At 67.3% G+C, this 22591-nt stretch carries 21 protein-coding genes; 12 read left to right on the forward strand and 9 right to left on the reverse strand.

Annotation, left to right across the window (positions count from 1 at the left end; all coding sequences use genetic code 11):
* On the reverse strand, positions 1-1100 hold a 1100-nt coding region (locus C8K36_RS00005), incomplete at its 3' end, for a Rieske 2Fe-2S domain-containing protein (protein ID WP_107982429.1).
* A gap of 234 nt (positions 1101-1334) precedes the next feature.
* Between C8K36_RS00005 and C8K36_RS00010 the strand changes: the two genes are divergently transcribed.
* The 4 genes from C8K36_RS00010 to C8K36_RS00025 all read left to right on the forward strand — a co-directional run bounded on the left by C8K36_RS00010 (position 1335) and on the right by C8K36_RS00025 (position 5621).
* On the forward strand, positions 1335-2144 hold the full coding sequence (locus tag C8K36_RS00010; RefSeq protein WP_107982430.1) for a mycofactocin-coupled SDR family oxidoreductase: 810 nt from the start codon (positions 1335-1337) through the stop codon (positions 2142-2144).
* On the forward strand, positions 2144-2977 hold the full coding sequence (locus tag C8K36_RS00015) for a mycofactocin-coupled SDR family oxidoreductase (protein WP_107982431.1): 834 nt from the start codon (positions 2144-2146) through the stop codon (positions 2975-2977). Before C8K36_RS00010 ends, C8K36_RS00015 begins: the two co-directional genes overlap by 1 nt.
* 10 nt (positions 2978-2987) lie before the next feature.
* Positions 2988-3812 carry an SDR family NAD(P)-dependent oxidoreductase gene (locus tag C8K36_RS00020; protein WP_107982432.1) on the forward strand — a complete coding sequence of 275 codons (825 nt, stop codon included), beginning with the start codon at positions 2988-2990 and terminating at the stop codon, positions 3810-3812.
* 231 nt (positions 3813-4043) lie between these two features.
* Positions 4044-5621 carry an AMP-binding protein gene (locus C8K36_RS00025; RefSeq protein WP_107982433.1) on the forward strand — a complete coding sequence of 526 codons (1578 nt, stop codon included), beginning with the start codon at positions 4044-4046 and terminating at the stop codon, positions 5619-5621.
* A 73-nt stretch (positions 5622-5694) separates the two neighbouring features.
* Here the strand turns inward: C8K36_RS00025 and C8K36_RS00030 are convergent, their stop codons facing one another.
* From C8K36_RS00030 to C8K36_RS00055, 6 genes are all read right to left on the reverse strand, one after another.
* Entirely contained in the window at positions 5695-6852 is a 1158-nt protein-coding gene (locus tag C8K36_RS00030) for a Rieske 2Fe-2S domain-containing protein (protein ID WP_107982434.1), read from the reverse strand.
* A gap of 151 nt (positions 6853-7003) precedes the next feature.
* A complete protein-coding gene (locus C8K36_RS00035; protein ID WP_107983652.1) occupies positions 7004-7759 on the reverse strand; it encodes an FAD-binding oxidoreductase in 756 nt (251 codons plus the stop codon).
* A 35-nt stretch (positions 7760-7794) separates the two neighbouring features.
* The gene (locus tag C8K36_RS00040) at positions 7795-8649 is read right to left on the reverse strand and encodes an NmrA/HSCARG family protein (RefSeq protein WP_107982435.1); all 855 of its coding nucleotides are present in this window, start codon (positions 8647-8649) and stop codon (positions 7795-7797) included.
* A 60-nt stretch (positions 8650-8709) separates the two neighbouring features.
* Positions 8710-9207: a nuclear transport factor 2 family protein gene (locus C8K36_RS00045; protein WP_107982436.1), complete on the reverse strand. Its 498-nt coding sequence runs from the start codon at positions 9205-9207 to the stop codon at positions 8710-8712.
* A gap of 17 nt (positions 9208-9224) precedes the next feature.
* The gene (locus C8K36_RS00050) at positions 9225-10442 is read right to left on the reverse strand and encodes an ABC transporter substrate-binding protein (protein WP_107982437.1); all 1218 of its coding nucleotides are present in this window, start codon (positions 10440-10442) and stop codon (positions 9225-9227) included.
* Positions 10443-10643: 201 nt separating this feature from the next.
* Positions 10644-11807 (reverse strand): FAD-binding oxidoreductase, encoded by a 1164-nt coding sequence (locus C8K36_RS00055; RefSeq protein WP_107982438.1) that lies wholly within the window; start codon positions 11805-11807, stop codon positions 10644-10646.
* Positions 11808-12050: 243 nt separating this feature from the next.
* Between C8K36_RS00055 and clpB the strand changes: the two genes are divergently transcribed.
* On the forward strand, positions 12051-14603 hold the full coding sequence (gene clpB, locus C8K36_RS00060) for an ATP-dependent chaperone ClpB (protein WP_107982439.1): 2553 nt from the start codon (positions 12051-12053) through the stop codon (positions 14601-14603).
* A gap of 50 nt (positions 14604-14653) precedes the next feature.
* On the opposite strand, the gene C8K36_RS00065 is transcribed toward clpB, so the two are convergent.
* The gene (locus tag C8K36_RS00065; RefSeq protein ID WP_107982440.1) at positions 14654-15598 is read right to left on the reverse strand and encodes an alpha/beta fold hydrolase; all 945 of its coding nucleotides are present in this window, start codon (positions 15596-15598) and stop codon (positions 14654-14656) included.
* Positions 15599-15745: 147 nt separating this feature from the next.
* On the opposite strand from C8K36_RS00065, the gene C8K36_RS24630 reads away from it, so the two are divergent.
* On the forward strand, positions 15746-15889 hold the full coding sequence (locus C8K36_RS24630) for a hypothetical protein (protein ID WP_181319290.1): 144 nt from the start codon (positions 15746-15748) through the stop codon (positions 15887-15889).
* Positions 15890-15980: 91 nt separating this feature from the next.
* Positions 15981-16379 (forward strand): DUF1801 domain-containing protein, encoded by a 399-nt coding sequence (locus C8K36_RS00070; protein WP_107982441.1) that lies wholly within the window; start codon positions 15981-15983, stop codon positions 16377-16379.
* Positions 16380-16440: 61 nt separating this feature from the next.
* Here C8K36_RS00070 and C8K36_RS00075 read toward each other — a convergent pair whose 3' ends face one another.
* Positions 16441-18066: a flavin-containing monooxygenase gene (locus C8K36_RS00075; protein ID WP_107982442.1), complete on the reverse strand. Its 1626-nt coding sequence runs from the start codon at positions 18064-18066 to the stop codon at positions 16441-16443.
* Positions 18067-18331: 265 nt separating this feature from the next.
* Between C8K36_RS00075 and C8K36_RS00080 the strand changes: the two genes are divergently transcribed.
* The 5 genes from C8K36_RS00080 to C8K36_RS00100 all read left to right on the forward strand — a co-directional run bounded on the left by C8K36_RS00080 (position 18332) and on the right by C8K36_RS00100 (position 22536).
* Complete coding sequence (locus tag C8K36_RS00080; protein WP_107982443.1) at positions 18332-18715, forward strand: RNA-binding S4 domain-containing protein; 384 nt, start codon at positions 18332-18334, stop codon at positions 18713-18715.
* A gap of 213 nt (positions 18716-18928) precedes the next feature.
* On the forward strand, positions 18929-19489 hold the full coding sequence (locus tag C8K36_RS00085) for a hypothetical protein (protein WP_258194368.1): 561 nt from the start codon (positions 18929-18931) through the stop codon (positions 19487-19489).
* The gene (locus tag C8K36_RS00090; protein ID WP_107982444.1) at positions 19486-20661 is read left to right on the forward strand and encodes a PrsW family intramembrane metalloprotease; all 1176 of its coding nucleotides are present in this window, start codon (positions 19486-19488) and stop codon (positions 20659-20661) included. Before C8K36_RS00085 ends, C8K36_RS00090 begins: the two co-directional genes overlap by 4 nt.
* Before the next feature lie 262 nt (positions 20662-20923).
* Entirely contained in the window at positions 20924-21802 is an 879-nt protein-coding gene (locus C8K36_RS00095) for a DUF5666 domain-containing protein (protein ID WP_107982445.1), read from the forward strand.
* Positions 21803-21864: 62 nt separating this feature from the next.
* A complete protein-coding gene (locus tag C8K36_RS00100; protein ID WP_107982446.1) occupies positions 21865-22536 on the forward strand; it encodes a hypothetical protein in 672 nt (223 codons plus the stop codon).
* The last annotated feature ends 55 nt before the right edge of the window (positions 22537-22591 follow it).

Genomic DNA, 22591 nt, shown 5'->3' on the forward strand with positions numbered 1-22591 from the left:
GTGGTGTCGATCTCGAACTCGAAGCGCTTGGTCATGTCCTCGGTGACGTTCTCGACGTCGACGTAGAACTGCTGGTACCAGCGACGCAGCTGGTAGACCGGGCCGTCCTCTTCGGACAGCAGCGGGTTGTCGATGGGCGCCTTGTTCTTCCAGATCTCGACGTCCTGCTCGAAGCCCAATTCGACGCCCTCGGCGAACTGCGCGGCCATACTCTCGGCATCTTCGCTCGACAGGCCCGGAAGCTTCTTGACGATCGCGCCGTACTGCAGCACGAACTCGTTGTTGCTGACCGGGTAGTGGCAGTTGATGAGGACGGTCTCGATCTTCTGGCCGTTGGCGTCGGACTCGAGCCAGTCGATCATGTACGCCGGGCCGAAGTACGAGGCATCGGAACGCAGTTCCGCGTTGGGATCGTCGTAGCTGGTGCCGGTGACCATGTCCTCGCGGCCCGTGGACTTCATGTACTGAGTGGCGATGTGGCCCTCGAAGACGTTCTTGAAGTAGCGCGGGAACGAGTAGTGGATGTAGAAGAAGTGCGCCATGTCGACGACGTTGTCCACGATCTCGCGGCAGTGCGAACCCTTGATGCGCAGAGTCTTCCAGCTCCAGTCGGTCCACTCGTCGGAGCCGTAGCCCTCGATGTCCGGGATCGTGACGTCGGCCGGAGGCTTGTTGCCCTCCGGGTCGTTCCAGACGTACAGCTGGCCGTTCTTCTCGAGCGTGGTCCACGCGCGCGTCTTGGCGAGCGGGGGCACTCGGCGGGCGTAGGGGATGTCGGTGCACTTGCCGTTGCCGCCCCAACGCCAGTCGTGGAACGGACACGCGATCGAATCGCCCTTGATCTCGCCCTGGCTCAGGTCACCGCCCATGTGCCGGCAGTATGCGTCGAGGACCTTGAGGTCACCCTTGCTGTCCGCGAACACGACGAGCTTGGTGCCGAACGCCTCGATCGAGTGGGGCTTGCCGTCCTTGAAGTTCCGGGTGAGTCCGATGCAGTGCCATCCGCGCGCGAAGCGGGTGGGCGGTGCGGCGGCCTCGATCTCGCGGATCTCGTCGTTGTCGGCGGCTGAGCCGTTGGTGGGAGCGGTGTCGAGTGACATGTTTCCTCCGTGCCATCAGGGGGCTGTCCTGTGATGCGCCTCATAGAACTCTGCGGCGTGTCGCGCGGGAAGGGCTTCTCCCGCTGGATGGAACACCTCGAAAGTTGTGGTATAGCCCCAGGTCGCGGCGCGGGCGGTCGCGTCGATTTCGGCGAGCTCTCCCATCACGCGGGACGATCTCTGCCGCCGCGTCCATTCCGCTGGCTAGCGTCGCCACGGGCGAAAGGACTGACCATGACACGAATGGCAGGCAAGGTCGTGCTCATCACGGGCGCAGGTAAGGGCATGGGGCGAACGCATGCGGTTCGTCTCGCCGAGGAGGGCGCGGACATCCTCGCGATCGACCTGCCCGGGCAGCAGCCCGAGGCCGACCTGGCCGAGACCGCGCGCCTCGTGCGGGAACTGGGGCGGCGTGCGGTGATCGGCACCGCTGACATCCGCGACTTCGACGCGGTCACCGCGGCCGTGCAGGCGGGCGTGCGTGAACTGGGACCGCTCGACACCGTCGTCGCCAACGCCGGCATCTGCGACAACCCCGGGCCGTCGTGGACCATCGACGATGCGATCTGGAACCGGTCGATCGACGTCAACATCACCGGCACGTGGCACACCGTGAAGGCGGGTGTGGCGGAGCTGAATCCGGCCGGTGGATCCGTCGTCATCGTCAGTTCGACCGCGGCGATCAAGGCGGTGCCCGGCGCATCGCACTACTCGGCCGCCAAGCACGCGATCACCGGTCTCGCCAAGACCCTCGCGAACGAATTGGGCAAGCGGTCGATCCGGGTCAACACCATCCATCCCGGCGCCGTCGCGACACCCATGACGATCAATCCCGCCACGTTCGCCCGCCTGCGGCCGGACCTGGAGAACCCCACGGAGGCGGATGTCGCGGAGGTGCTCTCGCAGCGGATGCTGCTGCCCGTGCCGTGGGTGGAGTCGATCGACGTGAGCAACGCGGTGCTGTTCCTGGCATCGGACGAATCCCGCTACGTCACAGGCCTGCAGATGGTCATCGACGCCGGTCAGACTCAGAAGGTGGCGTGATGAGCGGGCGTCTCGAAGGCAAGGTCGCGCTGATCACCGGCGCCGCGCGGGGAATGGGCCGCGCGCAGGCGGTGCGGTTCGCGGAGGAGGGCGCCGACGTCATCGCCGTCGACGTGTGCGCGGCCGTCGAACATTCGACCACCCCCGGCGCGTCCCCGGAGGATCTCGCCGAGACGGTGCGGCTCGTGGAGTCGCTCGGCCGCAAGATCTGCGCGTTCGAGGCCGACGTCCGCGACCAGCAGGCGCTCGACGCCGCGGTGGCGGAGGGCGTCGAGGCGCTGGGCCGGCTCGATGTCATCTGCGCGACGGCGGGCATCAGCTCGTCCGGCGCGGCCGTCGAGATGGGCGAAGAGCGTTGGCAGACCATGCTCGACGTCAACCTCACCGGCGTGTGGCGCACCTGCAAGGCCGGCATCCCGCACATCGTCGACGGGGAGCGCGGCGGTTCGATCGTGCTGATCAGTTCCATCGCGGGCCTGCGTGGCCTGGTGAGCGTCGGGCACTACACGGCCGCCAAGCACGGCGTCGTGGGGCTCATGAAGTCGCTCGCGAACGAGCTTGCGCCGCACAGCGTGCGAGTCAACACGATCCATCCGGCGAACACCCGGACCACGATGATCCAGAACCCCTCCACGATGCGGACCTTCTGCCCGGGGGTCGAGGAGCCGACGCAGGAGCAGTTCGAGGCGGGAACGCGGTCGATGCACCTGCTGCCGGTGGCGATGATCGAGCCCGAGGACATCGCGAACGCCAGCCTGTTCCTCGCGTCCGACGAATCCCGCTACATCACCGGTGTCACGCTGCCGGTCGATGCCGGTCACTGCGTGAAGTAGGAGGAGACCCATGAGGCTCGAGGATCTGCGGGGCCGCACCGCGGTCGTGACCGGTGCCGGCAGCGGTATCGGCGAGGGCGCCGCGCGCCAGGCGGCGTCGCTGGGCATGAACGTCGTGCTCGCCGACATCTCCGCCGAACGGTGCGGCGCCGTCGCCGACGATCTGCGGTCGGCCGGTCACGCCGTGCTCGCGGTGCCCACCGACGTGCGCGACGCCGCCGCGGTCGACGCCCTCGCCGACGCCGCATACGACGAGTTCGGTTCGGTGACACTGCTGCTGAACAACGCGGGCCTCGAGTCGCTCGGGTTCACGTGGGAGGTCCCGGCCGACGAGTGGCGCCGCGTCGTCGACGTGAACCTCAACGGGGTCTTCCACGGCATCCGGTCGTTCGTTCCGCGCATGGGCGCCGACCCCCAGCCGTCGCACATCGTCAACACCTGTTCGGTGGGCGGCATCGCGATCACGCCGCGGATGACGGCGTACGCGGCGACCAAACACGGCGTGCAGGCGCTCACCGAGTGCGTGTATCTCGAGTGCGCGGAGGCGTTCCCGCAGATCGCGGTGTCGGTGTTCAGCCCCGGCCAGGTGGCAACCCGCATCTTCGAGGACGCCCCTGTCCACGACGGGACCACCACCGACGCCGGGTTCTGGCGCGACCAGATCCGGGAGGGCATGACGCCGGACGAGGCCGCGAAACTGTTGTTCGACGGCGTCGCGCGCGACGAGTTCTGGATCCTCACCCACCCCGAGGCGTTCGAGCGCCTGGCGTCCAAACGTGCGCGGGTGCTGAGCGAGAAGCTGCGCCCCGACGCATTGTTCGACGGGCGCAACTGAGCGGCTCCCTTTTCCCGCGTTTTGCGCACTCGGCGCGAGTTCTCGCGCCCTGGAAGCGCGATAAGTGCGCAAAACGCGAAGGGGTGGGGGTGAAGCCGAGCCGGTGTAACAGGTTCCAGTTGCACTGAAATCCGGTTATCGTGTCGGTGACCCGGGCCACACCGGCCGACCCGGCGCGACGGGCGCGCGCAGCGCTGCCATCGCCTTCCGTGCACGCAGAAGGAAACACACATGACCGACGCTTCCGCCGATCTCCTCCACCGCCCGCGTTTCCTGGCGGACCTGCTGATCACCGCGCTCGACCGCAACGCCGACCGGCCGGCGCTCTACCTCGGCGACGTCGTGCTCACCGGTGGCCAGATGCGCGATCAGATCAGCTGTTTCGGGCAGGCCCTGGAGTCGCTCGGCGTCGGTAAGGGCTCCACCGTTGCGATGCTGTCGAAGAACCGTCCCGAGGTGCTCATCAGCGTCGGCTCGCAGATGATCCTCGGCTGCCGCAATACCGCGCTGGCGCCGATGGGCTCGGTCGACGATCACAGCTACATCTTGGGCGACGCCGAGATCGAGACGCTGATCTTCGATCCTGCCGCGTTCGAGGACCGGGCGGCCGAACTGAAGGCCTCGGTGCCGTCGCTGAAGAACCTGTTCTCCCTCGGCCCGTCCGAGGTGGGCACCGATGTGCTCGCGCTGGCGGCGACGTTCACCCCCGAGCGTCTCGTGGCCGCCGACGTCGACGGCGACGACCCGTCGAGCATGGTCTACACCGGTGGCACGACCGGCAAGCCGAAGGGCGTCGTCAACACGTTCCGCTCCGGCGTCACGCTGCCGCAGATCCAGATGGCCGAGTGGCAGTTCCCGGACGAGATGCGCTTCCTGGCCTGCACTCCGCTCTCGCACGCCGGGATGGCGTTCTTCGTGCCGACGCTGATGCGCGGCGGTTCGCTGGTGGTGCTTCCCGGATTCGAGCCGGGCGCCGTGCTCGAGGCGATCGAGAAGTACAAGATCACCTCGACGATGCTGGTGCCCACCATGATCTACATGCTGCTCGATCACCCGGACCTGAAGACCCGGGACGTGTCGAGCCTGCAGACACTGTTCTACGGCGCCGCCGCGATGTCGCCGTCCCGCCTGCAGGAGGGCATCGCGAAGATCGGCCCCATCTTCTTCCAGTACTTCGGTCAGAGCGAGTGCGGCATGACGATCTCCGTCATGCGCAAGGAGGAGCACGATCCGGACAACGTCGAGCGCCTCGCGTCGTGTGGACGTCCGGTGCCGTGGCTCGACGTCCGACTGCTCGACGACGACCTGAACGAGGTGGCCCGCGGCGAACTCGGCGAGATCTGCGTCCGCGGACCCCTCGTGATGAAGGGCTACTGGAAGAAGCCGGACGAGACGGCCGAGGCGCTGCGCGGCGGGTGGCTGCACACCGGCGACATCGCGCGCGCCGACAAGGAGGGCTTCCTCTACATCGTCGACCGCAAGAAGGACATGATCGTCACGGGCGGCTTCAACGTGTTCCCGCGCGAGATCGAGGACGTCATCTCCGGGCATCCCGCGGTGGCGTCGGTCGCCGTGGTCGGTGTGCCGGACGAGAAGTGGGGCGAGGCCGTCAAGGCATGCGTCGTGCTGCGCGACGGCCAGACCGTCGAGGTGGCCGAGCTTGTCGAACGTGTCCGGACGGCAAAGGGTTCGGTGCACGCCCCCAAGTCGGTCGACTTCGTCGACGCACTGCCGCTCACCCCGCTCGGCAAGCTCGACAAGAAGGCGCTGCGCGCGCAGTTCTGGCAGGGGTCCGCCCGCTCAGTGTGACACCGACCCGCCGTGAGAGTGCAGCTCGCCCCGACCCCCCATGCAGCCGGGGCGAGCTGTGTTCGGCCTCCGGCTACGCCGAGCCGGCCTGTTCACGTGCCGCGATGTTCTCGGCCATCTCCTGTTCCCAGCGCGTCGCCGAACGCGCGGTGTCGATCTCGAACTCGTACCGGTTGACCATGTCCGGGGTGATGTCGGCGACGTCGACGTAGAACTGCTGGTACCAGCGGCGCAACTGGTAGACGGGACCGTCCTCCTCGCACAGCAGCGGATTGTCGATGGACGCCTTGTTCTTCCAGATCGCGATGTCCTGCTCGAACGTGGCCTCGGTACCCGCCCCGAACCCCTGGGCCATCTCCTCGGCCTGCGCGCGCTCCATGCCGGGCAGGCGCTTGACCATCACGCCGTACTGGAGCACGAACGACGTCGGCGTCACCGGGTAGTGGCAGTTGATGAGGACCGTCTCGATGGTGCCGTCCGGGGTGTCCGTCCACAGCTGGTCGATCATGTAGGACGGCCCGAAGTAGGACGCGTCCGAGCGCGAGACGTTGTCGACACCGAAATCGATGTCGAGCACGACGTCGGTGCGCGGCGTGAAACTCATGACCTGGCTGGCGATGTGGCCCTCGAAGACGTTCTTGAACGAGCGCGGCATGTTGTAGTGGATGTAGAAGAAGTGGGCCATGTCCACGACGTTGTCGATGATCTCGCGACAGTTCGACCCCTCGATCAGGACCGCGTTCCAGGTCCAGTCGCTCCACTCGTCGGAGCCGAAGCCCTCGATGTCGGGAATGGTGACCTCGGCCGGCGGCGGATTGCCTTCCGGGTCGTTCCACACGAACAACTGACCGTTCTTGTCGAGGGTCGTCCACGCGCGGGTCTTCGCGACCGGCGGAACCCGGCGGGCGTAGGGGATGTCGGTGCACTTGCCGTTGCCGGCCCAACGCCAGTCGTGGAACGGGCACGCCACGGTGTCGCCCTTGATCTCGCCCTGGCTCAGATCGCCGCCCATGTGCCGGCAGTAGGCGTCGAGAATCTTCAGATCGCCCGTGCTGTCCGCGAACACCACCAACTTGGTGCCGAACGCCTCGATCGAGTGCGGCTTGCCGTCCCGATAGGTGTCGGACAGGCCCAGGCAGTGCCAGCCGCGCGCGAATCGGGTGGGCGCGCCGTCCGACTCGATCTCGCGGATCGCGTCGCCCTCGGTCGCCGAATCCTGTTGCAGTGTCATGGTTCCCTTCGTCTCTGGTCCGGGTGGACCGAATCGATGCGTCTCGAATCGTGTCCACGCAGGCGCAATCAGCGGAAGATGCCCTCCCATTGGGCGAACGATTGGTCGGTTTTGTGATCCGAACGTGACGCCGTAGGCCTACGGGCGGGTTTCAGAACGGGTCGGCGAGGATGGCGTCGGCGGGGGTTCCGGTGGCGATCAGACGGTCTCGGGTGGTCTGCACCATCGCCGGCGAACCGCACACCAGCACCTGGTGGTCGGTGAACGGGCCGTGCCCCGCGACCACGTCGGCGAGGGTGCCCTCCAGCAGGTCGTCCTCGTGGAAGTTGACGGGTCCGACCTCGGCGACGATGCGGTCGTACCACTCGTCGCCCGTTCCCGGATCGGTGACGTCCTCGACGACGGGAACCGTGGTGAGCCACGGCAATTCCTGCGTGAGAATCCACAGCATGTCCGACGCGTAGAGGTCGGCCGCGGTGCGTCCGCCCACGAACAGGTACACCTGCGGCGGGTTCTCGACCTGCGTGAGATTCAGGATGATCGACCGCAGCGGGGCCAGCCCCGTTCCGCCGGCGACCATCACGACGCTCGGCCCGACCACGTCGACCGCGAGATCGCCCCGCGGCGAGGAGATCTGCCATTGATCGCCGGGGAGCGTGTCCTCGACGATGCTGCGGCTCACCCACCCGCCCGGCACGGTGCGCACGTGGAACTCGAACCTGCCGTCGAGCGACGGCGGCAGAGCCGGCGAGAGCCGTCGGGGCAGCCGTGGATGCTGCGGAACGGTGACGTCGACGTACTGTCCGGCGCGGAACGGGACCGGCTCGCCGATGAGGCGCACGACCGCCAGATCCTTGCGGAGACGGTGATGTTCGACGACGGTCGCGGTCCAGGAATCCTGCTGCATGTCGCTATTGTCCCCGGTGGTGCGGTTCGCCGCTGTCACGGAGCCGGATCGAAGGTGCGCCCCGCCCAGTCCGCGAACGACGTCCATCCCACGTCCGGGAACTCCGAATGCAATCCGGCCAGGTCGACCTGGTAACCCGGGCCGTTGAGGAACCACCACATCGCGTGCATGTCGGGGCTTTCGATCGAGCCCAGTGGCAGCTGCTCGTACCGGATCGGCGAGCCGATCGCCTCGGTGAGGGCCGCGGCCATGGACTCGGGAGTGGGGGCGTCGCTCGCCAGTTCGATGCGGCGTCCGACAAAAGGTTCGGGGGAGACCAGGACGTGCGCGGCGAAGACGCCCAGGTCCCGGCGATCGAGCTGCTGCAGCGGCCGGTCGGGGGGAAGCGGCAGATCGAGCACGCCGTCGGTGCGGATCCGGTCGGCACCGCCGAGGGCGTTGTCGAAGAAGTACGTCGGGCCGAGGATCGTGTGCGACAGACCGCTGGATCTCAGTTCGGCCTCGATGACGGCCTTGCTCTCGAAGTGCGGGACACCGCTGTCCTGGTTCGCACCCGCGACCGAACTGAACACGAGGTGCGGCACCCGTGCCCGTTCGGCGGCGGTGACGATCGTGTGTCCCTGCTCGATCTCGGCGTCCACACCGGACTCGAACGGTGTCGTCATTGCGAAGACCGCCGCAACGTCCGTCATCGCGGCGGCCAACGAATCCGCGTCGTCGAGTGACCCGGTGACGATCTCGGCGCCGCGCTCGACGAGGGTTCGTGCGCCGGCGGAGTTCGGATTGCGCACCAGGGCGCGTAGCGGAGCATCTCGTTCGAGCAGTGCGGTACCGACTGCACGGCCCTGCCCTCCGGTGGCAGCGAGAACCAGAATCGGACGATCGGGCATCGGATCTCCTCCGGTCGGCGACACGGGCTGCTTCCGCAGCGAGCGTACCGCCGACCGGTCTCAGTACGAGTGGAACCAACTGCGGTCGCGTCGGACCGCCACCTCGCTCCGGTGCGCGATCCGCCATCCGTCCGGTGTGCGCCGATATCGCACCGTGTAGTGCCCCGCGACGTGTGCGTGACGCGTCTCGTTGCCCGACGAGGCGCCGGATCGGAACTCGAAATGAACTCGGGCCGTCGCCTCGTCGCCGTCGAGCACGATGGACGGCGTGTTGAGCAGGTGGATGCCCGACGTGTGGGCGGTGAAATCGACGCAGAATTGCCGGAGCGCGTCCCGGCCCCGGATCGTCGTGCCCGGGATGCCGCCCACCTCGACCAGTTCGAATTCGCCGTCGTCGGTGAACAGGCCCGCCCATGCGGCGGCATCTCCGGAATCCCAGGCCGGCGAGTAGGCCCCCTCGAGTTGCAGGATGGCGAGGGTGTCCTCGACCGCCGCGAGCCGATCTTCCAGTGGGCCGTCGGGGGCGGGCCGCGCCGCGTGCAGTGGTCGGGTCGTCATGGTCGGTGTCCTCCTGTTCATGCGGCGGGATTGCCGTATTGGCCGTTGAGCAGCTTGCTCGGCGGCACGAAGCGGTATCCGTCGTCGCCGAGGTTGGGCGCGTGCGACTCCGACGTGTAGTGGTAGCGGGGGAGGAACGCCGTCGCGGCGTCGTCGAGCACCTGCTGGTCCTCGAGCGCTTCCGCGAGCTTCTGGGGATCCGACGTCGAGCCCACCTTGTCGGCAGCGGCCGCGACGAGACCGAACGGGTCGTAGTTGTCGGCCAGGATCAGCGTCGACGGAATGGAGCCCATCGCGGCCATGGAGTTCACCATCGTGTTGACGGTCGTGTCGGCCGGGTCGTACACGGTGCTCGGGAACACCTGCATGACGAGGTTGGAGGCCGCGCGGGTGCCCAGTGCGACGTCGGGCGCGGGCTTCGCGACGAGCGCGGTACCCGAGACGGACGTGTTGCCGATCAGTGGAATGTTCCAGTCCAAGCGCTCGAGGCTCGACAGGAGATAGCCCAGGGGCGCCCCGTAGGCGTCGACGACAAGCGCCTGGGTGCCCTTGTTCTTCAATGCCTGCAACTGGGCGGACATGTCGAGGGCGGCGACGTCGTACTCCTCGGTACCCGACTGGCTGACACCCTCGTCGGACAGCGTGGACTCCATGGACTTGCCGAACGCCTCACCGTAGGCGCTGCTGCCGTGGATGACGCCGACCTGCTGATAACCCTTGCTCTTCGCGTACCGGGCGATGGACACCGCGTATTCGGTCGGGGACGGCGACAGGTCGAAGTTGAGCGGGAACTGCCCCGGGTCGGACGAGTCCGCGGTGGGTCCCACGTTGAACGAGAGGATCTTGTTCTGCTTCAGAATCGGCAGCGTCGCGGCCGAGACCGTCGACGGACCCGAGTTGAGGTAGAGATCCGGCTTCTTCCCGGAATTGACGGCGTCCCGCAGGTTCGACACGGCCTTGGTGGCGTCACCGCCGTCGTCCGTGACGGTGAGTTCCACTTGGCGGCCACCTATCCCGCCGCTTTTGTTGATCTGCTCCGCGCCCGCCTTCGCCGCGAGGATCGAGGTTTGCGCGTTGGCGGCGAGTGAGCCCTGACCGCTGATCGCTCCGGTGACGAGGACGCGGAACGGCCCGGTGTCCGACGCCTCGTCGCCGGATGCCGAGCCTGAACAGCCCGCGACGGCGAGGGCGGACACCGACAGGGCCGCCACGAGCGCAGAGTGCCGAATCTTCATGTCAGTTTCCTCCAATGGAGACACGACGGATGGCAAGCGAATGCTTGGATGCGCCGACACTAGGGCTGTGACATGGATTACGTCAACGATGTAGCCCGGCGGGGCGTCGAATGAATGAAACTGTGCGGCAGTGTTTTTCGACGCCAATAGTCTTGCCGGGGCGGGGAAGCGACAGCCTCTCCCGCTGAGTGGTCCGTTTCGTCAGCGCAGCGGATCGTACGAGATCGCCTCGACCGGCGTTCCCGCTCGCTGCAGCGCGTACGCCGTGGTCTTGACCATCGAGGGGGATCCACAGATCTGGATCTGACGATCGGCCCACGAGCCGAAGCTGCTCACCACCGCGCCCATCGGCCCGCGCAAGCGCTGGTGCATTCCGTGCGGTGGCTCCGGGCTGGGATACGGGTGCCACCACGGGTTCTCGTCCTCCTCGGTGACGGGGACGACGGTGAGCCACGGGTTACTCAGCGACAGGTGCCAGAGCGTCTCGATGTCGTACAGGTCGCACGGGTAGGCGCCGCCGACGAACAGGTGCACGCGTGGATTGATGCCGCGGTGGGCCATGTCCATGACCTGGGCGCGCAGCGGGGCCAGGCCGGTGCCGCCCGCGATCATCAGCACGTCCCGATCGCTCTGCAGATCCACCTGCAGGCCGCCCAGTGGCGAGCTGAGCTGCCAGCGGTCGCCGACCGCGGTCTCGTTGACCATCGCCGGGCTCACCCAGCCGCCGGAGACTCGTCGCACGTGGAACTCGATCTGGCCGAACGGGTTCGTCGGCATCGCGGGCGACAGATACCGCCACATCTGCGGGCGCTGCGGAATCTGCACGCTCACGTACTGGCCGGCCGCGTACGGGATGGGTGAGTCGCACTCGAGCCGGATGACCGCCAGATCGCGCAGTACCCGCTCGTGGCTGACGACCGTGGCCTCCCACAGTGCGGGGAAGTCGTCGGCGTCGGCGGCGTCGGACATCGTGGTGGTGATCAGCGCGACCAGTTCGCGCCACGCCGAATCGGCCTGCGGGGTCCACGGTTCGTCGGAGTCCGCCTCGCGGATCGCGTCGAGCAGGGCATTTCCCGCGGCGGCGTAGTGCTCGCGTTCCACGCCGTACTTGCGGTGGTCGCGGCCGAGCTGCGCGAGGAACGGCAGCAGCTGATCGACGTCGTCGAGGCCGCGCACGATGAACTCGACGGCCGAGACCAGCTTGGCGCGCTGCGCGTCCATGCCGGCCGGAAACAGGGACCGGCATTGGGGGAGGCGACCGAAGAACTGCGTGTAGAAGGTGCGGGCGAAGCGGTCACGGTGCTCGGGGGACGCGGTGACGGTAGTGAAATGTGAGCGGATGAGCCTGATCTCGGCCGTGTCCACGTCGTCCTCCCTCGCGTGTTCCGTGGTCCTCGGCGGCGAATCGTGCCGGGGACACCGACAAGTGTGCACCGAAAGTCCGACCGCGCTGTTCGAGGGGTTGTCGGCCTGGGGGAAATCTCTCCGATATTGTCGAAGTTGAGCGGAACAGACTCAAGGTTTCGTTCGTTGAGGAGAACGACAGCCGCGCGGATCCATCCGCCGCGGCACAATGCTTACGTTCGTTCGTTGCAAGGAAGGTGACTCGTGGACTCGTTCTCTCCCACCACCAAGACCCAGGCCGCGCTGACGGCTGCGCTGCAGTCGGCGTCCGCGGCGGGCAACCCCGACATTCGTCCCGCGCACCTGCTGGTGGCGCTGCTCGACCAGACCGACGGCATCGCCGCGCCGCTGCTCAAGGCCGTCGGCGTCGACCCCACGGTGGTGCGACGCGAGGCGCAGGTCTTGGTCGACCGGCTGCCGAGCGCCTCCGGCGCGACCACGCAGCCACAACTGGGCCGCGAGGCCATCGCCGCGATCACCGCCGCCCAGCACCTGGCGACGGAGTTGGACGACGAGTACGTCTCCACCGAGCACGTCATGGTGGGTCTCGCGTCCGAAAGTTCCGATGTCGCGAAGCTCCTCGTCGGCCACGGCGCCACCCCCGAGGCGCTGCGTGACGCGTTCACTTCCGTCCGCGGCAGTGCCCGCGTCACCAGCCCGGATCCGGAGGGCTCGTACCAGGCGCTCGAGAAGTACTCGACCGACCTCACCGCCCGGGCGCGTGAGGGCAAGCTCGACCCGGTGATCGGCCGCGACACCGAGATTCGCCGCGTCGTGCAGGTGCTGAGCCGCCGCACCAAGAACAACCCGGTGCTGATCGGTGAGCCCGGCGTCGGCAAGACTGCGATCGTCGAGGGCCTCGCGCAGCGCATCGTCGCCGGTGACGTGCCGGAGTCGTTGCGCGGCAAGACCGTCATCTCGCTCGACCTCGGGTCGATGGTGGCCGGTGCCAAGTACCGCGGCGAATTCGAGGAGCGGCTCAAGGCCGTGCTCGACGACATCAAGAACTCGGCCGGCCAGGTCATCACCTTCATCGACGAGCTGCACACCATCGTCGGCGCCGGCGCGACCGGCGAGTCGGCGATGGACGCAGGCAACATGATCAAGCCGATGCTCGCCCGCGGCGAACTGCGGCTGGTCGGCGCCACCACGCTCGAGGAGTACCGCAAGTACATCGAGAAGGACGCCGCGCTCGAACGACGCTTCCAGCAGGTGCTGGTCGGCGAACCGTCCGTCGAGGACACCGTCGGCATCCTGCGCGGCCTCAAGGAACGGTACGAGGTGCACCACGGCGTGCGCATCACCGACTCCGCACTGGTGGCGGCCGCGACCCTCTCGGACCGCTACATCACGTCGCGCTTCCTGCCGGACAAGGCGATCGACCTCGTCGACGAGGCCGCGTCGCGCCTGCGCATGGAGATCGACTCGCGCCCCGTCGAGATCGACGAGGTGGAGCGGACCGTGCGTCGCCTCGAGATCGAGGAGATGGCGCTGTCGAAGGAGACCGACGCCGCGTCGAAGGATCGGCTGGTCAAGCTCCGCGAGGAGTTGGCCGACGACCGCGAGAAGCTGCGTCAGCTCACCGCCCGCTGGCAGAACGAGAAGACCGCCATCGACTCGGTGCGCGAGGTCAAGGAGCAGCTAGAGACGCTGCGCGGCGAGGAGGAGCGCGCCGAACGCGACGGCGACCTCGGCAAGGTCGCCGAGCTGCGCTACGGCCGGATTCCCGAGCTGGAGAAGGAACTCGAGGCGGCGGCAGCCACCTCCCAGGGCGCGTCCGACGGTGCCGTCATGCTCAAGGAGGAGGTGGGCCCCGACGACGTCGCCGACGTCGTCGCCGCGTGGACCGGCATCCCCGCCGGCCGCATGATGGAGGGCGAGACCGCCAAGCTGCTGCGGATGGAGACCGAACTCGGCAAGCGAGTGGTCGGGCAAACCGAAGCGGTGCAGGCAGTCTCGGACGCGGTGCGCCGCGCCCGCGCCGGCGTCGCCGACCCGAATCGGCCCACCGGATCGTTCCTGTTCCTCGGCCCCACTGGCGTCGGCAAGACCGAGCTCGCGAAGGGGTTGGCGGACTTCCTGTTCGACGACGAACGCGCGATGGTGCGTATCGACATGTCCGAGTACAGCGAGAAGCACTCGGTCGCACGACTCGTCGGTGCACCTCCCGGCTACGTCGGCTACGAGTCGGGCGGCCAGCTCACCGAGGCGGTGCGGCGACGCCCGTACAGCGTCGTGCTGTTCGACGAGGTCGAGAAGGCACACCCGGACGTGTTCGACATCCTGCTGCAGGTGCTCGACGACGGCCGGCTCACCGACGGACAGGGCCGCACGGTCGACTTCCGGAACACGATCCTGATCCTCACCTCCAACCTCGGGGCGGGCGGTGACCGGGACCAGGTGATGGCGGCGGTCCGGTCGAAGTTCAAGCCGGAGTTCGTCAACCGGCTCGACGACGTCGTCGTCTTCGATCCGCTGTCGGAGGAGCAGCTCGAGTCGATCGTCGACATCCAGCTCGACCAGCTGGCAACCCGGCTCGCGGCGCGGCGGCTCACGCTGGAGGTGTCCGACGGGGCGCGGCTGTGGCTCGCGGTGCGCGGCTACGACCCGCAGTACGGCGCGCGTCCGCTGCGTCGGCTCATCCAGCAGGCGATCGGCGACCAGCTGGCCAAGCTGCTGCTCGCGGGCACTGTCCGCGACGGCGACACCGTGCCGGTGACCGTCTCCGAGGACGGCGATCACCTGGTGCTCGGCTAGCAGTGATGCTCCGCCCCCTCACCGGACTCCGGTGAGGGGGCGGAGTCGTGTCAGCCCGTGAACGGCGGGACGAAGAAGCACGGCACCGGACGTGGATGCGCCGGGTCGAGCGCGTTGAGGACGTGCGTCGCAGCGATCGGATCGGCTGCGATGCCCGCGTGCTCGGCGTAGTCGAGCGCACACCCGTCCTGCACGACGATGTTGGTGGCGTTGGGCGCCTCCACGAAGCCCGCCGTGTACGGCACGACGGCCTCGTCGTAGCGGGTCATGATGTTCGTGTACGTCACCTGCGGCACGTACGGCCCGCCCTCGTTCATCTTGTTCATGAAGTCGGTGCCCTTGGCCATCTGGAAGCAGGCGCCGCACAGCTTCTCGACCGTATCGGCCTGCACCTGCTGAAGACCCGCCCGCTTGACCGCCGGTGCCAGCTGCGAGACGCCGAGCGCGTCGACGCCCTTCCACAGTGGGGCGAGGGAGACGTACTTGTCGATCTTGTCGGCGCCGCCGAGGAACTTGACGTAATAGCTGGGCATCAGCGTGCCCTGCGAATGCCCGATGATGTTCACCTTCTTCGCCCCGGTGGCGGCGAGCACGCGCTCGACGAAGTCGCCGAACTGCTGCGCGCTCTGCTCCATCGGAAGCATCCCGCCGATCGCAGTCAACGGCCACGGCACGCCGGGCGCGGTGCCGTACGTCAGGGAGAAGACGCAGTAGCCCTCGTTCGCGAGCAGCGGCGCGTACTTGCCCCAATTGGTCTGCTGCCCACCACCGGTGCCGTGCACCAGGATCACCGGCTCGGGATGCTCAGCCGTCGGCCTGCACGAGAAGTCGTTGGAGCCCGGCAGTGATCCGGCGGGGTTGACGAGCTCCGGCAGGATGCCGGAGAAGAACCCGTCCGGTACCGGCAGCGGGGGAGCAGGCGCGGCCTGGGCCGTGCCGCCGACCAGTAACGCACCCGATATCGCTATGACCAGTCCTGCGAACAACTTTCGCACGCGTGAGCCCTCTCGCCCGGTATGACGTCCCGACTGCTCGAGGAACCTAACACGAGCGGTACCGGCCGTAACGCGAAAACCGGACCGAAACGTTTGCGCGCTCGCCGGCGACAGAACAGGTGAATCGACTACTGAAGGGTGGCAACGATGGGTTCGGCTGCAGACATCACCTCTTGGCTCGCCGAGGGATACCTCGCGGGTGATCCGATCAGGTATTCGCTCTACGTGGGCTCGATGTTCCTGGCGATGCCGTTCCAGCTGCTCGCGGTGATCATGGGGCATCCCTTCTGACGCGATCCGGACGCGGTTTCCGCTGCGCGCGGTGCTGATTTCGCCGATACTCGGGTGAACCCGGACAACTCGACGAGAGCGACCGACGACCATGGCCAAGAGCGGTTCGACGAACGACACCGGCGGACTCGCGCCGTCCGACCTGATCGATCAGCGCATCGAGGAACTCGGTGACTGGCGCGGTGAGAAACTGGCGCGGATCCGGGAGTTGGTGAAACAGGCCGACCCCGAGATCGTCGAGGAATGGAAATGGCGCGGGGTGCCGACATGGTCGCACGCCGGAATGATCTGCACCGGTGAGACCTACAAGCAGGTCGTCAAGGCGACCTTCGCCAAGGGGGCGTCGCTGGACGACCCGTCGGAGATGTTCAATTCGAGCCTCGAGGGCAACACCAGACGCGCCATCGACTTCCACGAGGACGACGAGATCGACGGCGACGCCTTCATCGCGCTCGTGCGCGCCGCGGTGGATCTCAACCTCTCCAAGTAGTACAGACGGCGTCGGCCCGGCACCTCACCACAGGTGCCGGGCCGACGTCGTCATACGGCGATCACCCCTCCAGGATCGCGAAGCCCTTGTAGCCGGAATCCGCTACCGCGGTGATGATGTCGCGGTAGGCCGCGAAGCCGCCGAGGAACGGCATGAACACCCGTGGACGGCCGGGGATGTTGGCACCGAGGTACCACGAGTTCGCCGCGTTGAGCAGCGATGCTTCGGCGCGGGTGCGGCACTCCTCCACCCAGTCGGCGACGGCCTCGGGGGTGCCCTCGATGCCGGCGGCGCCGCGGGCATCGAGGTAAGCGATGGCGTCGGCGATCCAGTCGATGTGGAGTTCGGAGTGCAGCACCATGTTCGCCAGCACGGACGGGCTGCCCGGGCCGGTGAGGTTGAAGTAGTTGGGGAAGCCCTCGATACCGAGTCCGAGGTACGTCTCGGGGCCGGCCGCCCACTTGTCCTTCAGGGCAAGGCCGTCTCGTCCGACGATCTCGAGCTTGTCGAGTGAACCGGTCATGGCGTCGAAGCCGGTGGCGAGGACGATCGCGTCGAGATCGTAGTGGGCGTCGGTGGTGTTGATGCCGGTCTCGTCCATGCCGACGATCGGTGCGGCCTTGAGGTTCACGAGTTCGACGTTGTCGCGGTTGTAGGTCTCGTAGTAGCCGCTGTCGGTGACGATGCGCTTGGCGCCGATCGCGTGGTCGTTGGGGATCAGCAACTCGGCGACCGCCGGATCATCGATGACGGCGCGCACCTTTTCTTCCCAGAACTCGCGGGCGGTGTCGTTCGCGGCCAGGTCGGTCATCTGGTCGGGGAAGGTCTTGGAGTAGAGGACGCCGCCGAGCTTCCAGCGCTCCTCGTAGGCGGCGCGGCGTTCCTCTTCGGACGCCTCGAGGGTCTTCTTGGGGTGGGCGCGGTGCGGGGATCCGCCGCCGGACTCACGGGACAGGCGCCGGCGCTCGGGATAGGTGGCCTTCTGCTCGGCGCGGATGGCGTCGTCCAGCGCGGCGTTGCCGGCGGGAACGCTGTAGTTGGCGGACCGCTGGAAGACGAACAGCTTGTCGGCCTGCTCGGCGATGAACGGGATCGACTGGATGCCTGAGGATCCCGTGCCGATCACGCCGACCCGCTTACCGGTGAAGTCGACGTTCTCGTGCGGCCACCGCGCAGTGTGGAAGACGTCGCCGGCGAAAGTGTCGAGCCCGTCGAACGGAGGCGTGTTGGCGTTCGACAGCGGGCCGACGGCAGTGACGAAGAAGCGGGCCGAGACCACATCGCCGTGGTCGGTGCGGACGGTCCAGCGCAGGGTCTCCTCGTCGAGGGTCGCGGAGGTGACGCGCGTGTCGAACGCGATGTCGCGCTTGATGTCGAAGCGGTCGGCGACGTGCTCGATGTAGGCCAGGATCTCCGGCTGGGTGGCGTACTTCTCGCTCCAGTTCCATTCCTGCTCGAGTTCGGGTGAGAACGAGTAGGAGTAGTCGACGGACTCGACATCGCAGCGGGCGCCGGGGTAGCGGTTCCAGTACCAGACGCCGCCCACACCCGACGCGGCCTCGAACGCGCGGACCGTCAGGCCCTGCCGGCGGAAGCGGTGGATCGCGTAGATGCCGGCGATACCCGCGCCGACCACGACCACGTCGCACGACGCGGTGACCTCTGGTGCCGAATCCTGTCCGTTCACGAAACTGTCCTTCCACGAGCGTGAGGCGCCCGAGCCCCGAATCGGACCGGACCTCACGGTTCTTGCGATGAATTCACGCTATGGCGGTGTGAACCACGCGGCAGCGGACTCTCCCGCCCAGCGGGTCGTTTCCGCGGATCGGGGACTTTCAGCAGGCCGTGAAACCAGCCTCTTGCAGGGCGGATCGTTCCTCGGGGGGTTGCACGCCGGGTTCCCACCACGAGGGACGATTCCGGTCGGCGGCGCTCTCGGTAGCCTGGGCGACGTGCCTACCCCGACACCCGATCCGACGAGCGCCCGCCTCGACAGCTGGATGTGGGCCGTGCGCCTGTTCAAGACCCGCTCGCAGTCGGCGTCGGCGTGCCGGTCCGGGCACGTGCGCGTCAACGGTTCTGCGGCCAAGGCGTCGGCGCAGGTCAAGCCCGGTGACGAGGTGCGCGTCCGGATCTCCGGCCTGGAACGGATCGTCGTCGTGGTCCGCCCCGTCGCCAAACGCGTCGGCCCGCCGGTCGCCGCCGAATGTCTGCAGGACAACAGCCCGCCGCCGCCGTCGCCCGAACTGATCGCGGCGATTCCCCGGCGTGACCGCGGTGCCGGCCGCCCCACCAAACGTGAGCGGCGCGACATGGAGAAGTTCCGGGATCAGTAGGCCATCCGGATCGTCACCCGCGTGAGCGTTGACACTTCCGGAACAGTAAGACGGTTTCGGTGGGCCGGCGCAGGCGTTACCTGGGACAACGTCGGGTTTTCGGTTCTGCGATAGTAATCTGTGAGCATCATCGGGAGCATCCCGTCCAAACCCGAACACCGACCGCATCGACGACCGCCGGCCGATCATCGCTTCCTCGGACTCGACACACGCGTGTTTCCGCATGCCGTCGCGATCCTGGCAGTGTGGCTGCTCTGGGTCGTGATCGTTCCCGCCATCGATTCGGCTGTCTCCTCGGAGGACCCGACGGTGGCCGGCGATCGACTGGCCGTCACCGCAAACGTGTCGTTCACCGCGACACCGGGCTGGAACATCGACAGCGGGTTCCGCATCGACGATCACGGCGCATCCGATTCCCTGCCGCCGGTGCAACTGACCAGCAGCACCGTCACCGTCGCTGCCGACGCCGACACCTTCACCGGAACTGCCGATGACCTCCTCTCGCAAGTCGACGCGGTGAGTCTCGCAACGAACGGAAGTTCAGTGCTCGCCGTCTCCGGCGCGCGTCACCCCGTCACCACAGATGGTGGTTTGACCGGTGTCCAGGTGAACTTCGATACCCCGCGCGCGGCGGGATCGGTGACGACGTTCGTCGTCGACGGCAAGGGAATTCGTGTCCAGGTAGTCGGTCCACCCGATCAGATCGCAGTCCGCAGTCAGGAAATCGCCGACATGATCGCGTCGATCGGCACCACCGAGGGAGACACCAAGTGAGCACCGACCTGCTCGAAAATCGCTCCCGAGCACTCGAAGCGACAGCCTGGGGGGAGAAGTTTCGATTCTTCCAGCCTCGCAACGTGGTGTTTTGGATATATCTGTGGATGTGCGGCGCGGGCGTGGTCAAGGCGTGGCAGATGTTCACGCCCTATTCGGGCTACTTCGGGCAAGCGCTTCTTGTTGCCGGCGTCGTCGGCGTCATCAGCGCGGCGGTGTGGACGTGGTGGTTCCGGCACGTCGACCGGTATGAGCGCCAACCGGTGGGATTGGTGCTGGCGGGATTTGTATGGGGCGCCACCGCAGCAACATTCACCATTGCGATCTCCGGGAACAGTGCGCTCGGGTCGCTCTACACGAAGCTGTTCGGGCAGGTGTGGGCTCAGGATTGGCATGCCGGACTCTCGGCGCCATTCGTGGAGGAAACTGCCAAGGGCATCGGCATCGTCGTGCTCCTCGCACTTGCGCCGCGACTGGTTCGCACCGCCACGGACGGTCTGCTGCTCGGAGCATTCATCGGCCTGGGATTTCAAGTCAGCGAAGACTTCCTGTACTCGGTTTCCGGTGCGACGCAGGGTTTCGGTGCCCACCAAACCGACGGGCTGATCGGTTCCATTGCCACCCGCACATTTTCCGACATCGTTTCGCACCCTCTCTTCACCGCACTCTTTTGTGCCGGCGTGATCTATCTGATCGGCACCCCTGCGCAACCCCGCAGAATTGGACGGGGGCTGGCGCTGATCGTGGTTCCGATCCTGATTCACGGCGTGTGGGACTCGATGCTGGCGCTCGCCGGTGGTAACTCGTCGCTCGTGTTGGTCATCATGGTCGGTGACTTCGTCTTCGCGCTGACGGCGTTGTGGATCGCGTTCGTCTGGGTCCACCCACGCGAATCGCACTTCGTCCGTGACGTTCTCGCGCCGGAGATCGGGTCCGGAACGCTGACCGATGACGAGGTGACCGCTGCGGGTGGTTGGCGGCAACAGCGCGCTTACGTCAAGGCGGCGCCGAGTCGCGCCGAGCGGCGCAAGCGCCGCCGCATCGTTCGCGCTGCGTTGGATCTGTGTGGGGACCTCGGAGTCAGCAAGGGCCTGGACAGTCCGGATGTCGTCGAAGCACGCAATGAGATCACCCGCCTTCGGAATGGAATCGCTGCGGATTCCCAGTCCTAGCTGACCGTCCGGAGAAGAAGGCTCCACGCGCGCAGAACCGCGTTGGGCGTCCGCTCGAGAGAACAAATCGGCCGGGTTGCTTGCCGCCTCCATCGGCAGGCAACCCGGCCTACCGTCAGGGTGACGGAGTTCGTCGGACGCGGTATACCGCTCGATCGGCGTTTCAGACGCATCTCAGAATTCGGCTCTACGCTGTGGTGTCGGTTGGAAGCAGCCACATCGACCTGTCGACATCAGCCTCCGGAACGGGAGCAGGCCCGCCATGACGAACCACGACGATCCGCGTACCCCACAGGAACGTGCGTACGACCCTGCCGAGCAGGCATCGGACGAGACCGTCCAGTGGTCCCGCCCGGGCGACGACCCGACCCAGCAGATCGGTCCCGTCGGGGCACCGATCCCGGACCAGGCGACGGAGCAGTACTACACGGCCGACCCCTACCAGGCGTACGGCGCGCAGGCTCCCAATCCGACGCAGGCCATCCCGACCTACGACCCGCGATTCGATCCGCAGGCCACTCCGGCCAACGCGACGCAGGCGTATCCGACGTACTACGGCGCAGGTGGTTACCCGCCGGGTGGTTACCCGCCGCCCGGACAGCCCCCGACCGGCGAGGTCCCGCCGGTCGACAACACGCCCGCCCCCAAGCCGGGACGCAAGATCGGGATGTGGGCCGCGGTCGGTGCCGGCGTCGTGCTGCTGGGCCTCGGCCTGATCGTCGGGTTGCTGCTCAGCGGGAACGACTCGAACGACACGAACACGGCCGCCGCCCCGTCACCACGCACGTCGGCGCCGGTGGTGCCGCCGCGCGCCGGTGCCCCGACTCCCACGGACGAACCCGACATCACCTCGCCGCTGGAGGGCCTGCCCGGCGGCGTCGGCGATCTGATCGGTAAGGCCGGCACCGCGATGGGCACGATCACGGCCAACAACGGCGGGACACTGACCATCGACGGTCTCGGCGGCTCGAAGATCACCGTCCGCACCACGTCCGACACCACGCTGATCTCCCTGACCGCAGACAGCATCGCGGACCTGAAGCCGGGCGAATCGGTGCTGGTGCAGGGCGACAAGGTGGAGAACGACACGGTCACCGCGAAGCTGATCATCGGCACGACGCTCCCCGAGTTCGGTAACTGACGCGCGGCACCGGATGCCCGGAACTGCGCCGGGAGTGGCTAGGCTGACCCTCGATGACGGCTATGTGGTTCGGATTGGCAGTGATAGCACTCGCGGGTGCTGTCGCGCTGCTCTATGTAGATCGCTCGCGGCGCGACCAGACCGGTCGCGTGCGGCAGATCTGGGCGAAGGCGCAGGGATACACCTACAACAGCGCTGACGAGCACCTGCCGTCGCAGTGGCATCGTGCAGCACTCTCGCGGCAGGAATACCTGGGTGCCGTCGACGTGGTGCGTGGTGTTCGCCGTGGCGAGCAGTTCGTGTTGTTCGATCTCGAGGAGACGGCGACCATCGTCGCGGTGCACCGGGAGGTCGGCTCGGACGTCGACATCGACCTGCGCCTGAAGTCGACGCCGCCGCCGCGTGACACCGACCTCAACCTGCTGGGCGCGATCGGACCGCGCGTCGTGTTCGCGACCGATCTCGAGATCGCCCGCCGCGTCTGCGATCAGCGCATGGTGGCGTTCACCGAGTCGGTGCCGCCGCAGCTGCAGATGCTGTGGAGCGAAGGGGAATGGACCCTCGGGTCCATCCCGATCGGCAGCACCGGGCGCGACTGGGACGCAGCGATCGAGGTCGTCGCCCGGCTGTCGGGCATGCTGCGAGTCCTGCCGCCGGCCGTCGAACCTCCGGCGATGCAGTTGGCCGTCCACGATCCCCGTCGTCCGATCGCCCCCGAACCGCTCCCCGAATAGCGACGGAGACGCTTCCGCAGTAGATTCCGCACCTGTGGTTGTTGTGTCGGGTGTT

Origin of the sequence: Rhodococcus sp. OK519, from assembly GCF_003051005.1 — a bacterium.
Classification (GTDB): domain Bacteria; phylum Actinomycetota; class Actinomycetes; order Mycobacteriales; family Mycobacteriaceae; genus Prescottella.

Excerpts from the sequence above, each read along its gene's own strand:
- C8K36_RS00045 (WP_107982436.1), bottom strand. The coding sequence starts at position 9,207 with ATGACGACCCGACCACTGCACGCGGCGCGGCCCGCCCCCGACGGCCCA.
- C8K36_RS00040 (WP_107982435.1), bottom strand. The coding sequence starts at position 8,649 with ATGCCCGATCGTCCGATTCTGGTTCTCGCTGCCACCGGAGGGCAGGGC.
- C8K36_RS00015 (WP_107982431.1), top strand. The coding sequence starts at position 2,144 with ATGAGCGGGCGTCTCGAAGGCAAGGTCGCGCTGATCACCGGCGCCGCG.
- C8K36_RS00050 (WP_107982437.1), bottom strand. The coding sequence starts at position 10,442 with ATGAAGATTCGGCACTCTGCGCTCGTGGCGGCCCTGTCGGTGTCCGCC.
- C8K36_RS00100 (WP_107982446.1), top strand. The coding sequence starts at position 21,865 with ATGTGGTTCGGATTGGCAGTGATAGCACTCGCGGGTGCTGTCGCGCTG.
- C8K36_RS00035 (WP_107983652.1), bottom strand. The coding sequence starts at position 7,759 with ATGCAGCAGGATTCCTGGACCGCGACCGTCGTCGAACATCACCGTCTC.
- C8K36_RS00010 (WP_107982430.1), top strand. The coding sequence starts at position 1,335 with ATGACACGAATGGCAGGCAAGGTCGTGCTCATCACGGGCGCAGGTAAG.
- C8K36_RS00095 (WP_107982445.1), top strand. The coding sequence starts at position 20,924 with ATGACGAACCACGACGATCCGCGTACCCCACAGGAACGTGCGTACGAC.
- C8K36_RS00020 (WP_107982432.1), top strand. The coding sequence starts at position 2,988 with ATGAGGCTCGAGGATCTGCGGGGCCGCACCGCGGTCGTGACCGGTGCC.
- C8K36_RS00070 (WP_107982441.1), top strand. The coding sequence starts at position 15,981 with ATGGCCAAGAGCGGTTCGACGAACGACACCGGCGGACTCGCGCCGTCC.
- C8K36_RS00030 (WP_107982434.1), bottom strand. The coding sequence starts at position 6,852 with ATGACACTGCAACAGGATTCGGCGACCGAGGGCGACGCGATCCGCGAG.
- C8K36_RS24630 (WP_181319290.1), top strand. The coding sequence starts at position 15,746 with ATGGGTTCGGCTGCAGACATCACCTCTTGGCTCGCCGAGGGATACCTC.
- C8K36_RS00025 (WP_107982433.1), top strand. The coding sequence starts at position 4,044 with ATGACCGACGCTTCCGCCGATCTCCTCCACCGCCCGCGTTTCCTGGCG.